We start from the raw sequence: 14993 nt of genomic DNA, 5'->3' as shown, positions 1-14993 counted from the left end.
ATTGCTAAGGTGTTTTTTAATTAATAGCTTTGGGTCAATATTATTTTTTGTGAATTAAGTTCATATTTGCATCTTGTTAAGATTTGTTCATAAATTATTTGATAATTGCTGTGGTCTGATTATATTTAATCATTAATAGATTGTATGTCAGTAAATTCCGTTAAGAATAATGTACTTTATCCAAATGCACACTGGTATTTTGCACTGGCAGTTTTAACTACATGGATAGGTTTTTCAACTTCTTATTTTGGCAGGCTGTTGCAAACCGGCATTTATCATCATATACATGGAGCCACTGCCGGTTTATGGATGCTGCTGCTTATTGTTCAGCCACTTTTATACAAGAAAGGTAAAATATCCCTCCATCGTAAATTAGGCAAAATAAGCGCTATTGTACTTGTGCCGCTTCTTGTTTTAGGAGGTATTAAGATGATGCACACGATGATGAGTGCCAAGGCCAATTACCCACCGGGTTCGGTCTATACGCTTTCATATATTGATATGTATTCTCTTGTCCTCTTTATCTTATTTTTTGGTTTAGGAATCTGGTATGGCAAAAAAATTCAACTGCATGCCAGGTACATGGCCTGTACCGTACTTACCGTATTGCCTCCGGCCATCACTCGCTTACTTTTCTTTATTCCATGGTTTGATAGTTTTAGCAAGACATTGAATGCAAGTTTTATCATTGTAGAGCTTGTCTTTTTACTACTCATTGCCGATGACCGTCGTTTAAGCCACATTCGTGTCCCCTATATAGTGGCTATATTGCTTTTCATTGTGCTGCATGTTACGATGAACCTGGCCGGCAATTGGAATTGGTGGAAATCAGCAATGGATCAATTTGCAACTATCAATTTGTAAAATTAACCTGGTACGTGATTGTCTTTTTTAATAGGATTACTATATCGTTTTCTGTACACAAGAGTTAATTAGACGATAAACTATGTTAAGAAGCTAATTAATTAATCTTGTTAACATTGTTTTTAAAAGTTTAATATCTTTTCAATTAGGCGTTTTGTTTTACAAAAATTGCTTTACCTTAGTCGAAGAAAAAACTAGTTTTAAACGTCTCAAATGCTCTCAAAATTCATAGAAGATCATTCTGTAATTTTTCCAGGCCATGCTTCTGCAAACGCGGCTTCAAAAATCTTATTAAACATTTTTCTTTTTTTCTCTACTATTCAATCATTGACTAATTCTATCAGATATAATGGGATATAAAATAATATTTCCGAAAATGGCTACCCAATTTAGAGTGATTCTGCTACTGCTGACGATTTTCTATTGCAATGATTCCTATGGCCAGTTAAAGCATTGGGATCACATTAAAAAACAAACAACCGCAACAGATCCAACTGTCGCCTCGCTTTTAAGCCACAATTTTGCTCCTGTTGGCCATTATTCGGGAAAACTTAATTATGGTTTCGACTTTTTTAAATATGGTCTGAATGATAAACTAAGTGTTCCAATAAGGTTAGAATATAATTCATTGGGAAATAAGGTTTCGGATATTTCCTCAAATACCGGTCTTGGCTGGAATTTAACAGGGGCATCCGGGACGGTAACCCGGCAAATATGCGACGTAAGTGATTTTGATAAAAAGATTAGCTCTTATGGTGAGCCTGATTTGTTTGAACCTGGCGCTGTAGATTATTATTCAAAACTAGGCTGGCTTCAACTGGCAGATATTACGGGTGTTCAAACTTGTGAGGTAGATGCAGCACCTGATGTTTTCTCTGTGAATGCTCCGGGACTATCGACCAAATTCTATATCACTAAAAATTTAGAGGCTGTCGAATTAAATGGACAGAAGAACAAAATTGAATTACTTGTTGAAAAACGGAACCTGAATATCAGTTTTACCATAGTAAGCGGTAGTCAGAGCACTGCGATCTATTATCCGGATGCTAAGAATCTTTATAAGCTTGTAGTAACGACACCACAAGGTGTTAAGTATACTTTTGATGCCTACGATGTCGTATTGAGTCATAATTTAGCAAGTGAGCAGTTTTACTCATTTCCCGAGGCAATGATCACTTTATTCCTAACGGGTATGGAAGATCTTAATTCCAGGAAGATCATTACCTATGAATATGACCAAAGTACGATTGGTGAATATAGTACTACACACCAGGAGTATTTTTTACCTCCCGGGTATTATAACAATGGCGCTGTTTCCCCTTTTCCTCTTCAGAGTAATGATGTAAGGAACCGGTATAAGAAATATTTACGCATTAAAAACATTCATGCTTCGGAAAGTGAGATCTCATTTTTATACAATCATAACCGGGAAGACATTGTAGATGACAAAGCGCTTACCGGCATAGTCCTGAAGGACATCAATCAGAATGTAATTAAAAACTATCGGTTAGACTATGGCTATTTTACTGCCCCTAATTGTAGTAGTGCCCCTGAATGTAAAAAGCTTAAACTGAATGCTATTAACAACGTTGCATTATCTGGAAATAAGGAAATTGTAGAAGCCAGATATGAGTATTTTGAAGATCTGCGGATGCCGGTAAAATCATCTAAAGAAAAGGATTATTTTGGCTATTTTAATGGCAATGGCGCCACAACAGGAAAGCCAGCAATAAATTTTTATCCTTCGTTAGGTACGAATGCATTATTGCCATTTACCCTCCAGAACTTAACACCGACTGTCACACTCACGGGAGAAAATGCAGCGCCAAATGACGCTTATACCAAGCAGGGATTGTTAAAAACAGTTCATTTCGATACAGGTGGTGGGATAGATATAGAATATGAGGCGAATGTTTTTCGTTTTAACAATGAAAATGTTAAAGGTGGCGGATCGAGGGTCAAATACCAGATTCAAAGAGATAATGTGGGTGTTCCTACGAAGATCAGTTATTATTACGAAACAGAAATTGGAAGTAACATATCCACTGGAAATGTAGGGTATGTTCCTGTACATGCTTACCCCATTTATAACTATAGTGATTTTTCGTATAATTCGATCTACAACAATACCATCGTTTCAGAGCACAATCTGTTTCCAACAGATAACTTTGTAGGTTATAAAAAAGTACACGAGGTAGTTAATACTTTAAGTACGGGTGGTAAAACAACTTATCAGTTTACTTCATCTGATGAATATCCCGACTTGATATTAAACAGGAGCCAGCAGTATCAATATTTAAGTACCACCATTTTTAATGCTGCCCTAACAACGTACTCCAACTATCCTTTTATGATCAGCGATGAGAAGGCGGAGTTGCGCGGCAGACTGTTAAAAAAGGAAACCAGGGATAACAATAACCAACTTAAAACACAGGAAATTAGCCAATATACTTTGGTTGAATCTGTTTTAAATAGTATACCGGTTAAAATGGGTTATTATTCAGATTCAGGCTCAGGGGGAAGTTGCATGCCGGCTAATGAGACGTTCTATATGGTTGATCAAAAATATGCCAGCAGGAGATTTGAATTGACCGCGGATTCTACTAAATCTTATTTCAACTCAAATGTAGTAGTTGCACGAAATGCCTATCAATACCGTACCAATGATGAACTATTAAAACAGAAAATAACATACAACAGCAAATCACTGCCAATTACGTATACCTATTATTATCCGGACGAACTTAGCTATTCCAATACAGAAGCAGAATCGGCACGGCAATCATTGGTTGCTAATTATATTTGGGGTGTTCCTTTAAAATATCAACGTAGCTATCTGGGCAGTACAGAAAGCAACGAAACCCTGTTTAAAAACTGGTCTGGTGGCAGGATCTTGCCATCAGTTATTTTGAATCAGATAGGGGGATATGAAAAGGTTGAACTTTTAAATTACTCTGATCATTCCAACGTGCTTTGGACAAGAGTAAATGATGTTAAAAATGATGTTTTTCTATGGAGTTATAATGGTAATTCACTGATTGGTAAAATAGAAAATGCAGATTTCAATACGGTCTCATCTATATTAGGTGGCAGCGCAACCATTCAGAATTTCGAGAATGTTTCAAATCCGGCAGAAAGTTCGATAGTGTCTTTTATTGATCCTTTACGTTCCAGTTCTGCGTTGAGATCATTAATTACTACTTATGTATATAAGCCTCTTGTGGGTATAACCAGAGGGATTGATGCAAGGGGACAGAGTAAATTTTATGAATATGATTTATTTAACCGGCTAGACAACATAAAAGACAATAATCAAAGCATAATGAATCAGTTCGCTTATCATGTGGTTTCGACCAATCCATTTGCGGGAGTTATTTATGCAAGGTTAGAGCTCGATGGAGGTGCATATTTTGGAGATAGCTATAATAACTATTTTAATCAGGATCTATATATCCGCTTTTATATGGATGCTTCCTGTACCATTCCTTATGTTCTTCAGAGTCCAATACAGCTGATCTTACATGAAACGGTAACCAATACTGGAAATTACGATATTCAGGACCCGGTAAATCCAAATACGACCATTACCATAAATGCCGGTGTCTCATCCTATTTCTGCGGTGTTAAAAAAGTGATGGAGTACAACTGGATAGATTACGATTACTATTTTGGTTTGCAGTATCAGAATATTACCCGGACTTATTCTTTAAATCCAAATGGTACTGCAGTTCAAATTGTTCAATAATTAGAAATAGAAGATCATGAAATTATTATCTGTCAGTTTTATAATGATATTGCTAATTACCTCAGCTGCTTATGCCCAGAAAGTAGATAGCGTAAAGTTAAAACAGCTCAATTTACAAAAGAAGTTAAACAGCGATCCCGAAAAAGCTTCTCAAATCAATACGATTCAGGAAGCCTATAAATTGGAGGTCGAACTAGTTCTGGCAAACAAGTTACTAAGTAGCAAAGAAAAGCTGGAAAAAATTCAGGTATTGGTAGAAGAGAAGAATAAGAAATTTCGCGCTGTCCTTACGGGTGTTCAGAAAGATACCTATAAGCCGGTTGTAAAGCCTGTAACATCAGCCTCAGGCAATTTAATCCACTAAATTATTAACGTACAGCTCATGAAAAAGATTCTCTATTTAACAATACTCTACGTTACCGGTATAACTGGTGTACAGGCGCAAACTCCCAATACAAACCAAAACTACATAATTGTAAGCAAAGTGAAAGCTGCAAACCGGAATACCGCTGCTTCACTTGCCGGACTTCCTGTAGATTCGGTGAACAAGACGATCCAGTACATCGACGGCCTTGGACGTTTGTTGCAAACTGTGCAGTGGCAGGCCAGTCCAAACAAAAAAGATATTGTATTGCCTGTTGAATATGATGTACTTGGCAGGGAAGTGAAAAAATATCTCCCGTATGCAGATGCTTCTGGTAATGATGGGACCTATAGGGTCGGGGCGACGGCTACTCAGGGAAACTTCTACGGTACTTCCAGCTGGGATGCAAATGTGGTAAGAACCCAGCATCCATATAGCGTTAGTGTGTTTGAAAGTTCACCGTTAAACCGGGTGTTGGAACAAGGCGCGCCGGGACTGTCCTGGCAGCCGGCTGCCAGTCGTACAGCAACTACAGGTAGAACTGTGGTTATAGATCAAACATCGAACATTACTGATGAGGTGATGATTTGGGAGGTCAATGCAAATGGTGCGTCTGCAACTAATACTTACCCTGCAAATACACTTTATAAGACAATCATAAAGGATGAGAACTGGGTATCTGGAAGAGCAGGTACGACTGAAGAATTTAAAGATCTGGAGGGACAAGTTCTCGTAAAGCGGATTTGGAAAGACGAAGGTACTGTGCTGTCTACCTATTACGTCTATGATGTGTTGGGTAATTTGCGTTACGTATTGCCTCCTGGTGTAGGGGTATCAAGCTTTACAGAAGCAGATCCGGTTTTTACCAATTTCATTTATGGTTACCGGTACGATAGCAGAAGAAGAGTAATTGAAAAGAAGATTCCCGGTAAAGGTGGCTGGGATCAATTTGTATACAACAATCTTGGCCAGGTAGTGCTGACCCGTGATCCGGTGCAGGCACAAGTCCTCGGTGCACCATACCCATACTTTGGCTTTACCAAATATGATGGCCTTGGCCGGGTAATCATGACTGGTGTGGAACGGCAATATGATCAACCCAGTTCTGCGATCCAGGCACATTTTGATAATAACCCTAACTTAACAACATGGGAAGACCGGTCTTATGGCAGCTGGTTTGGCTATACCTTGAATGCACTTCCTACCGGCGCGGCTACGATGGATGTACAGGTGGTGAATTATTACGATGATTACAACATCGAATGGATGCCTGAAAACCTGAGTGCGAACTATAGTAACAAAACCAAAGGCCTATTGACGGCGACAAGGGTCAAAGTACTTGGATCTGCCGGTGATTATCTATGGACAATCAACTACTATGACGATAAAGGCCGAGTGGTGCGTATATACAAACAGCATTATCTTCCCGGATCGATTAATGAGAAGAACTACGATGAGATCGTCAATACCTACAACTTTGCAGGTGAGCTGATTAAAAGTACCCGCAGGCATTATGTGTTAAATCAAGAAAAGCTGTATGTGTATAACGAATATACCTATGATCACCAAGGTAGGGTTAAACTCGTTAGACAAAAAACGGGTGATAACCCAAGTACCACAAATCCTCTGGTAACGTTGTCTAACCAGGTTTACAATGAGATTGGACAATTGAAAGAGAAGCAGCTGCATAACGGTTTACAAAGTACCAAATATGCCTACAACGAGCGTGGCTGGTTAAAACAAGGGGTCTCAGGACAATTTAGTATGAAGCTGGGCTACGATACGCTTTCTAATGCTAACCCACAGTACAATGGCAATATTGCCAGTCAGAACTGGGGAACAGGGCTAACAAATAAATTCACTTATACCTATGATAAGCTAAACCGGCTGACTAAAGGTATAAGTACGGGCATCGTGATGAAAGAAGAAATAACCTACGATAACATGGGGAACATTGCCAGCATGAACCGGAATGACCAGGGTATTTCCCAATATTACTATCAGAACGCGAATGGAAATACAGGTAATAGACTGAGCAGTATTTCTGCCGGTTCAATTCCAATGGCGGGTACTTATGCTTACGATCTGAACGGCAATGCCACCACGGACGGCAGGACTGGAGCTGTGCTTACTTACAACAACCTGAATTTACCAGTAACGGCTACAAGAGCAGGCTCATTTAATATCACATATACGTATGATGGCACTGGCAGAAAGATAAAAAAGGCAAGCAGTTTGGAAGGTTCATCTGATTATATCGATGGGATCCACTACAACGCCGGGGTTCTTAAATTTATCCAGACCAGCGAAGGGCTTGCAAGAAAGAGCGGTACCAGCTATAGTTATGAATATGACTTGAAAGATCATCTGGGCAATGTGAGGTATAGTTTCCGCAGCGATCCAAACAACCCTGGGCAGATCCAGAAGCTCCAGGAAGATAACTATCATCCATTTGGACAAAAAAATAGTGTAATGGGAGGTACAAATAATTATCTTTACAATGGCAAGGAGTTGCAAAATGAGCTGGAGCAGTATGACTATGGGGCTAGGTTCTATGACCCGGTTATAGCGAGGTGGAATGTGATAGATCCGATGGCGGAGAAATATTATTCAGAATCAACCTATAATTATGTAGGAAATAATCCAATAGGAAGAGTTGATCTAGATGGTATGGAATGGGAAAATGATGTAGAAAGAAAGAAAGGTGAAACTATACAAAATGGGATAGTTAAAACCAATGAAAAGTTGGTTAAAAAAAATCAACATTTGGCAGCAAAGGTTCGAGAAGCATCTTCAAAAGGCAAGGAATCAAAAGTCGGAAGGCTTGTTAATAAAATTGCAGATAATGTTGAGAGAATAAATACAAATGTCGAAACTGTTAATGCTATAGACCAAATAGGGGCTGTAGAAGGAATAAAGTTTGCACTCGGTGATGGAGTTAAAATCACTGAAAGTGGAGATAATCAAATACAAACCACTACTGTTGAAAGAAGAGAGGATGGAACATACGTGATAAACAATTCTGGAAGCTTGGGTAATCAAGCCCATGAACTTACTCATGGTGGTCAGATAGCTAGAGGAGAGGTTTCATTATCTCCTGGCACAAAGCGTATTGAATTCCAAAATCGGTCCAAACTTAATTTAGAGGCGGATGGATATAGAGCAAACTATGGAGTTTCCGGAAGACTACCTTTTAATGGAAAGCCAACTGATACAGATTATGTAAATAAATTAAGAATTTACCTTAACAGATAACTATCATGAAAAGATATCTTTTTTACCTTTGTTTAATTTTTATAGTTAATTTATCCTGTCATACAGCAAAGTTGGATAATTTTTCAAAATCTGTAGAATGTATAGACTTTCAGGTTTCTGATAATAATCAGTTTAGGCTAATGTATTATAATTCTAATCTTGACAGTTTACAGTATAACTATCTCCAAGGCTCTTATACTAAACAAGGCGACGATTTTCTTCTTTCTTCAGATACTATAAGTAACAAAAATTTTGATGCTATTTTGGAAGAGGAAAAAGGTAACTTTGAAGGAACGAGAATCAAAGTTGCGACTAATATATATGGAGATTTTATATCTGAATATACTACGATTCTGCATATTGGAGATATGAAGTACTCATTTAAAGGTGTAAATATAGACACCTTATTAAATCGAGTAGCAGACAACAAATTATGGGTAGAGATATTTTTTCCTAACAGATATTTGAACAATACTGTAATGTCGCCTTCATATAAAAGTTTTATAACTAAAAAACTCCCCATAGAAAATCAAACTTCTAATTTTTTGTCTATTAAAATACCAATAAACTATGAACTTTTCTTTTATAAAAGTAATTTCGCTGCCAAGGTTAAAGACTTAGGGGATTCAATAATTATAGTTGATAGTGGCAAGAAGTTTTTAAAATGTAATCTTATCAAAATTAAGTAAGTATGGTCATGTGTAAGATTCTATGATCCTGCAATTGGAAGGTGAATGTTATACGGTCAATAACTTAAAAATATTAAGGATATACCCCCTTGTCGCTTATTGAGAAAGTAAGAACAGTTAACCCAGAGATAGCGATCCTTTAATTAAATTAAAAAATGATTCATTCAGATGTAAAGTGTTTTAAGTCTTTTACTCAGTTGAAATATATTAATTATAATTCAAAAAGGTTTTAATGAGAATCATTAATCTTTTACTTATCGCACTTTTTGTCTTTGGATGTACTTCTAATCAGAAGGATTATTCCGTGTCATATGCTGTTATTCCTAACCCGGAATTGAAATTACATATTGATAGGTTTATGGAAAAAACTATATCAAGAAAATCGAAGAATAGTAATGTCACAATTGCTATCGATACTGACGGAGATACTACGGCTATTACAATAATAAATTCCTTACCTAATATGGACATCTCTAAAATCAATGGGGCTTCCATTCTTAAAGGATTTCATATTTATTTGATTGGGACAAAACTAGAAACTTACTATAGGTTGAACCTGGAAAAACTCACGAAATAGACAAAGCGTTCCTAAATTGGCAAAACAAAGAAATTGCCGATATTCAGTATTATGAACCCCTAGTTTGGAGATTATATTTTGCTAACGATTCCCTTGTTAAGTCCATTTTTTTCGACGAGGTTTTAAAATAGATTTTCCAAACCTCTAAAAAGCCGCTTGTTTAAAGGCGTAAATATTGATACTTTGTTAAGCCACATAGGAGATAGTAAAATTATTTAATGAAAAAGATCCAAGTCATCCAGGAATGCCACATTTGGAAGCTGGGTGACTAAAGAATTCGAGTAGTCCTGATAGAGTTAATAGATCTGGAGGAAAAACAAATAAACTACAAATGCAGAATGGTGGTAAGGGTAAATCTTACTACAAACCATACAATTCATTGGATATAGGTCATTTTAATAGAACTACATTAGTCAGAAAAATAATGAAAAGCGGAATATTTAAATCTGGTGTGTTTTTAACTGCATTTTTCTTTTCTTGTTCAACGAGTGACTTTACCGAAGATTTAGGAAATGGATATACGTTTGTAAGTGAAAGTAACGTACATCAGATTATAAGTGGCCCGAATGGTTCATGGACAGGAATTGTACCTTGCACTGTAGAAGCCTACGATTTTGATCATGCATATATTGTTGTTAAGCAAAGAAGTAATCCAGAATGTTTAAGAGATGGTATCTCTACATTATCTATTGCTTATTGGATTATAAACAAACAAAGAAGATCAACTTATGGCCCATTGGATTCTTTGTCTTTTGTAATGAAAAGAAGGGAGTTAAAAGTGCCAGCGTCTTTAAATTTGAAATAATAGAAAGGGGGGGGTAAACTCCAAAATTATGATAGGTAATTTTTATGGATGATTTTAAAATTTCATTGTTTGAGAATGAATACAAGATACCCTTTCCGGTATATAGCGTGCTGGATGAACTTAGTTGTCATAAGCTAAAGGATCAAATATCAGGTAAGTATAATCTTAATGTTCTTAATATTGAGCATGATTTAACGCTAAAACAATCGTTTTATAAAGACTCCAATGCAGGTGAGGGTTTTCAGTTGATCAGCGTTCTCTTGGCCATTGGAATAAGCCCTTTATCAGAGGTTTTCATTAACTGGTATCAATTTAAGAGATTAGATGAATTTGAATTAAAGGATTTAGATAAATACTTTGGTGATATATGGTTTCCTGTTGCTGATGACATTGATTTATTTGATAAAACACTGGAATGGATTTTATCAATAAGACATGATGGTTGCATCACTTTTTGTAAATGTAATACGTGATTATGCGTAGTAATTTTTTTTTCTTTAAATTTATGAATCACCTATACCAAATATTTATGGCATGATTTCTAAACTCACTACAATTGATGAATACATTGCAGACTTTCCAGAAGATATTCAGGAAATGCTGCAGCAGGTTCGTGAATCCATTAAAAAGGCAGCACCTTATGCTGAAGAGAAGATCAGCTATGCAATGCCCACATTTACGCTGAATGGTAACCTGGTGCATTTTGCAGGATACAAAAATCACATTGGGTTTTATCCTGCTCCGAGCGGGATCGAAAAATTTAAAGAAGAGTTATCTGTTTATAAGGGAGCAAAAGGTTCTGTACAGTTTCCTTTAAACAAGCCGATGCCTTTAGCGCTGATCAGTAAGATAGTTGCGTTTAGGGTAAAAGAAAATCTGAATAAATTAGCTAAACAATAGGTTTATTAAATTCCTTTTTACTTAGGCTGCGCGTAAAAGTCTTTTAACGAGTGGGTATATACGCAGTAATCTACCGTTGAATTCCAGAAGCTAATTTTAGTGAGGTTTGGTGCGCCTTCTGGTACCAGCATGATTGATCGCTTTCCGTTAACTGTAAAGCGCTTATCGGCCGGTAAAAGGCGGTTGTCTAACGTAGTATCAAAGTAGTACAGATAATCATATACAAAATCGGTATAGCCTCTTTTAGATACTTCATCTTTGCTTGCAAATACCACATCCTCATAGTTTTTACTTAACGCCTGCTGAAACTCTACTGCATTTAAGGGCTTGCCATGTAAGGTGGGCATGATGTTAAACTGGCCATCAATAAAAGCCCATTTTTTGAGGTCGTTCATATAAACTTCGGTTGCTACATGGCCGGGAGATCCCTTCCTGTTTTCTGCGTCTTTTGTTTTTAGGTAAAGTACCCTTGCCTTATAGCCGTAAGCTACCAGCTGATCTCTCAATACGATGGCATAAGCAAAGCATGGAAACTGGCCGCCGGCATGTGCCTCGTTTAATATGGCAATACCTGTGCTGCCTTTTGGCGAATTGCCACCGTTATGTTTCCACTGGTGGTGGGTCCAGTTTAAGATAGACATCACTTTTTCCTGATCGGTACGGGCGTTTTTAATCACCTCATTTAATGGGTATAGCTGGCGTAAGGAATCGGAATAGGATGTGGCAGGCTTATCAAAGAACAATTGGATGTCTTTACGCTTGTCTTTTTTATTGTATGATACCTGGTCCCATTTATAAGCTTTGGCTACAATGATGGTATGTGCAGGTTCGGCATCGCCAAGTTTTACATAAAATGATTTGGTTTCACCGGGCTTAATTTTAAATATGATGCTGTCTTGATCCGTTCTGAATCCTACTTGTTCCTGATCAGAATACAAGCTGACATTTAAGGTGTCGTGTGCAATTTGAGGCGAAATACGCCATTGGCTGATCCCCCATTCTTTACCTAGGCTAATATCAGCGTTCTGTTTTTGAGCGGTAATGAGTGGTTCATTTTTGTATTGTTTTTGAGCGATGGTATGCTCAGATAATAAAATTAGGCTGCAAAATGCCAACAGGATAGGGAGTTTCATGGTCATTTAATTAAAGCCTAAATATATAAAATATTGATTATTTATTTAAAATGGTTGCTCAGGATTATTTATCTTAGTTAGCTCGCATCTGATATTAATGATTGATCCAATTAAAAATTTTTATAGCTCTGCTGTAGTTCGGTTCAGACCGGAAGAACTTTTTTTCGGCTTGTCTGCCATCTCTTCTGTAATCATTGATTATGGTTCTGTGGCCCCGCCTGTAGTTGTAATTTGTTTGCTCGCATTTTACTATCTATTTTTTGGGTGGTTTATGTTTTCAACTTCGAACGAAAACCACATCGGTTTTTCGATAATTTCAGGCGCAGTTTATTTTGTATGTCTTCTGAGTATGACAGTAATTATTGCGGGAGGAGATTCTTCCAATGGCTTTTTTTATGCATTGCCAATTGCGCTTTTAATTTTTTTATATTGGTATCTAATATTAAGGGATGGCTGGAGGATTTATCGTAGTAATCATTACGTTAGAATTTTAATAATCTTGTTTCTGAACTTATATGTTTTTGTTTTTAAATAGTCGATTCCTCATCTACAACAGCATCAAAATTCGATTAAGAAAGCGTAGTAATTGAGTTCTTTAATCTGTAGGTGGAGACTACTATGGATGATCAATTGGGCATGTTGCTGTTATAGATGTATTTTATGTAATCATTAATTTGCCAAGCGGGAAAAGATTTAAAGAAGATAGTAGGACGTATAAGTAACTAACATAATATGACAGAGTTTTATAATCAATTTTTTTGTGAGGATAATCCGCAATATTCAGTCACCATTGAAGACGACGGTAAGGTTGCTTATGCCTATTTATTTAAAGATTCTGGTATAATTGGGGATATATGGCTTTACAATCAAGACCCAACACCTGAAATTACAAGTTGGAATAAACATGATATGCCTTTCTTAAATCCAAAGGAATATATTAAGTATAATATTGAGCCGATAATAAGTGTTAATGAAATAAATTTGAGTTGGTCAATTTTAGAGAATAACGATATTGACGAAGTTTTAATTTATATAAACAATAAATTAATTGCCAAATTAACGCCAGGATCTACTCCAGGTTGGTCAACATGCGTTTTAAAAAATGGCCCTTTAGCTATGGTGCTATGATTGAAAACCTATTTGGTTGAATTAGCGATTTGAGTAATAATTTAAGTGGACGACGAATCACGGTTGAAGTTACTTGTAAAATGAAAGCACATGAATTCTAGCATTGAAAATTATAAAAATGATGTTATAAGTCATTATTCAGATAACTGGGGAACTGATTTTATGGAGAAAATGGAATTTTATGGACCTATTGGTCAATTGGTGCCGAAGTTTTCCGTTTTAGAATATGCACCCAATTCTTCCAGAGATATGTGGATCTATGCAACATCTGGTATATCTACCTATACACACTTATCACCCGTAGAGATACATTTGTTTTCGGCAATTCAAGACCATTCCATTTTTGAGATACTTAGTGCGTTGTGCTACTATCATAATATAGAAGCAAATCTTAATCTTGGCCATACTGTAAATTTTGGCCGCTCATGGCAAGGAGAATCAAAATCATTCTATGGATTAATTTCATTACCATATCTGGATGGCCCTGATCTGGAGATTATGAATAAGACTGGTAGGGAGGTGCATTTTTATTGGCTTATACCTATAACAAAAGAGGAGGTTGATTATAAAATGTCACACGGATTGGAAGCTTTAGAATTGAAATTTGATGAGAATCATTTTAACTATTTAGATCCCAATAGAGTGAGCATTGTATAGATAAGCTAAATTTATTTCATTTTTATTCATGCATTTAAAGCCCTTTTAAGCCTGTTTTTAAATTTATTTTTATTTTTTTAAACCTTGGTTACTCTAATTAATAATAGATAAGGTTGCTGTAAATAAACTATATGATTTAGAGCCCGTTTTGTCATTTGAAAAGGACTATTGGTCTGGCGAAATTCGTCAGCGTATTCGGGATCGTGGTGAAGAGGATGGGAACGTTGCCTGGTCGAACAGGTTGTTCCATAAGGTTGGTAATATTTATTTCAGTGCCACTGAGCGGGATTTTTAATTCCTGTTCGTCGAAATATTACGGGCGTTGGTCGTGATTGTGCTGTTGCTGGTATAATACAGCAGATTCTTGTGCAACGTTTTCCTGTTGATGGCGTCTTAATAACAAAACAACAAGAAAATTTAAAAACAAGATATTATGAAAACTCTAACTAAATCCGTAATCGCTTCTCTATTTACAGCTGTCCTTTTAAGTACTTCTGCCATGGCAACCTTTGCTGCAACGCCCATCCAAAAAACTACAGCTTACGCTGGTTTTAACAAGATCTGGGTAAGTGGAAATGTGAAGATCGTATTGACCCAGGGTGACAAAGAAGAAGTGCAGGTAGGAGATAACTTCAATTCAGAAAATACAACGATCCAAAGCCAGGGACAAACGCTATACATCAACTCGATGGAATCTGCCCAGGTTACGATCAATGTTTCGGTAAAAGACTTGCAACGGATTGAAGCTGCCGGAAGTTCAGTAGTGGTAACCAGCAATAACTTTGATGTAAAATACCTTCAGGTATTCTTAAGCCAAAGTGCAACGGCAAAGATTAAAACTACAGCCGGAAGTTTATACACGGTAGTGAATGACAA

Annotated in this window: 14 protein-coding genes; 13 read left to right on the top strand and 1 reads right to left on the bottom strand. The window is 36.8% G+C overall.

The window, feature by feature from the left end; translation table 11 throughout:
• Nucleotides 1–144: 144 nt before the first annotated feature.
• The 9 genes from ATK78_RS06630 (at nucleotide 145) to ATK78_RS06590 (ending at nucleotide 11199) form a co-directional block, all read left to right on the top strand.
• Nucleotides 145–864: a hypothetical protein gene (locus tag ATK78_RS06630; RefSeq protein WP_133575316.1), complete on the top strand. Its 720-nt coding sequence runs from the start codon at nucleotides 145–147 to the stop codon at nucleotides 862–864.
• Between the two features lie 376 nt (nucleotides 865–1240).
• Nucleotides 1241–4609 (top strand): hypothetical protein, encoded by a 3369-nt coding sequence (locus ATK78_RS06625; protein ID WP_208112320.1) that lies wholly within the window; start codon nucleotides 1241–1243, stop codon nucleotides 4607–4609.
• A 16-nt stretch (nucleotides 4610–4625) separates the two neighbouring features.
• Nucleotides 4626–4973, top strand: coding sequence for a hypothetical protein (locus ATK78_RS06620; RefSeq protein WP_133575314.1), 348 nt, complete (start codon nucleotides 4626–4628; stop codon nucleotides 4971–4973).
• 18 nt (nucleotides 4974–4991) lie between these two features.
• Entirely contained in the window at nucleotides 4992–8228 is a 3237-nt protein-coding gene (locus tag ATK78_RS06615; RefSeq protein ID WP_133575313.1) for a DUF6443 domain-containing protein, read from the top strand.
• Between the two features lie 5 nt (nucleotides 8229–8233).
• On the top strand, nucleotides 8234–8917 hold the full coding sequence (locus ATK78_RS06610; protein ID WP_133575312.1) for a hypothetical protein: 684 nt from the start codon (nucleotides 8234–8236) through the stop codon (nucleotides 8915–8917).
• A 232-nt stretch (nucleotides 8918–9149) separates the two neighbouring features.
• Nucleotides 9150–9494, top strand: a complete 345-nt coding sequence (locus tag ATK78_RS06605) for a hypothetical protein (RefSeq protein ID WP_133575311.1) — start codon at nucleotides 9150–9152, stop codon at nucleotides 9492–9494.
• A gap of 331 nt (nucleotides 9495–9825) precedes the next feature.
• Nucleotides 9826–10299, top strand: coding sequence for a DUF3997 domain-containing protein (locus tag ATK78_RS06600; RefSeq protein WP_133575310.1), 474 nt, complete (start codon nucleotides 9826–9828; stop codon nucleotides 10297–10299).
• A gap of 44 nt (nucleotides 10300–10343) precedes the next feature.
• A complete protein-coding gene (locus ATK78_RS06595; RefSeq protein ID WP_133575309.1) occupies nucleotides 10344–10772 on the top strand; it encodes a hypothetical protein in 429 nt (142 codons plus the stop codon).
• Nucleotides 10773–10833: 61 nt separating this feature from the next.
• The gene (locus tag ATK78_RS06590; protein ID WP_133575308.1) at nucleotides 10834–11199 is read left to right on the top strand and encodes an iron chaperone; all 366 of its coding nucleotides are present in this window, start codon (nucleotides 10834–10836) and stop codon (nucleotides 11197–11199) included.
• 17 nt (nucleotides 11200–11216) lie between these two features.
• Here ATK78_RS06590 and ATK78_RS06585 read toward each other — a convergent pair whose 3' ends face one another.
• The gene (locus tag ATK78_RS06585; RefSeq protein ID WP_133575307.1) at nucleotides 11217–12332 is read right to left on the bottom strand and encodes a transglutaminase domain-containing protein; all 1116 of its coding nucleotides are present in this window, start codon (nucleotides 12330–12332) and stop codon (nucleotides 11217–11219) included.
• A gap of 732 nt (nucleotides 12333–13064) precedes the next feature.
• Between ATK78_RS06585 and ATK78_RS06580 the strand changes: the two genes are divergently transcribed.
• From ATK78_RS06580 to ATK78_RS06570, 4 genes are all read left to right on the top strand, one after another.
• Nucleotides 13065–13460, top strand: a complete 396-nt coding sequence (locus ATK78_RS06580; RefSeq protein ID WP_133575306.1) for a hypothetical protein — start codon at nucleotides 13065–13067, stop codon at nucleotides 13458–13460.
• A gap of 90 nt (nucleotides 13461–13550) precedes the next feature.
• Nucleotides 13551–14117 carry a suppressor of fused domain protein gene (locus ATK78_RS06575; protein ID WP_133575305.1) on the top strand — a complete coding sequence of 189 codons (567 nt, stop codon included), beginning with the start codon at nucleotides 13551–13553 and terminating at the stop codon, nucleotides 14115–14117.
• 148 nt (nucleotides 14118–14265) lie between these two features.
• Entirely contained in the window at nucleotides 14266–14412 is a 147-nt protein-coding gene (locus ATK78_RS22720) for a hypothetical protein (protein ID WP_166664843.1), read from the top strand.
• Nucleotides 14413–14550: 138 nt separating this feature from the next.
• The coding region (locus ATK78_RS06570; RefSeq protein ID WP_166664842.1) for a GIN domain-containing protein at nucleotides 14551–14993 on the top strand (443 nt) is incomplete at its 3' end.

The organism is Pedobacter metabolipauper, from assembly GCF_004362715.1.
Classification (GTDB): Bacteria; Bacteroidota; Bacteroidia; order Sphingobacteriales; family Sphingobacteriaceae; genus Pedobacter; species Pedobacter metabolipauper.
This window is presented reverse-complemented; position numbering and strand designations above follow the sequence as displayed.

Coding starts and splice junctions, on each gene's coding strand:
- ATK78_RS06630 (WP_133575316.1), top strand. CDS start 145: ATGTCAGTAAATTCCGTTAAGAATAATGTACTTTATCCAAATGCACAC.
- ATK78_RS06625 (WP_208112320.1), top strand. CDS start 1,241: ATGGCTACCCAATTTAGAGTGATTCTGCTACTGCTGACGATTTTCTAT.
- ATK78_RS06620 (WP_133575314.1), top strand. CDS start 4,626: ATGAAATTATTATCTGTCAGTTTTATAATGATATTGCTAATTACCTCA.
- ATK78_RS06615 (WP_133575313.1), top strand. CDS start 4,992: ATGAAAAAGATTCTCTATTTAACAATACTCTACGTTACCGGTATAACT.
- ATK78_RS06610 (WP_133575312.1), top strand. CDS start 8,234: ATGAAAAGATATCTTTTTTACCTTTGTTTAATTTTTATAGTTAATTTA.
- ATK78_RS06605 (WP_133575311.1), top strand. CDS start 9,150: ATGAGAATCATTAATCTTTTACTTATCGCACTTTTTGTCTTTGGATGT.
- ATK78_RS06600 (WP_133575310.1), top strand. CDS start 9,826: ATGCAGAATGGTGGTAAGGGTAAATCTTACTACAAACCATACAATTCA.
- ATK78_RS06595 (WP_133575309.1), top strand. CDS start 10,344: ATGGATGATTTTAAAATTTCATTGTTTGAGAATGAATACAAGATACCC.
- ATK78_RS06590 (WP_133575308.1), top strand. CDS start 10,834: ATGATTTCTAAACTCACTACAATTGATGAATACATTGCAGACTTTCCA.
- ATK78_RS06585 (WP_133575307.1), bottom strand. CDS start 12,332: ATGAAACTCCCTATCCTGTTGGCATTTTGCAGCCTAATTTTATTATCT.
- ATK78_RS06580 (WP_133575306.1), top strand. CDS start 13,065: ATGACAGAGTTTTATAATCAATTTTTTTGTGAGGATAATCCGCAATAT.
- ATK78_RS06575 (WP_133575305.1), top strand. CDS start 13,551: ATGAATTCTAGCATTGAAAATTATAAAAATGATGTTATAAGTCATTAT.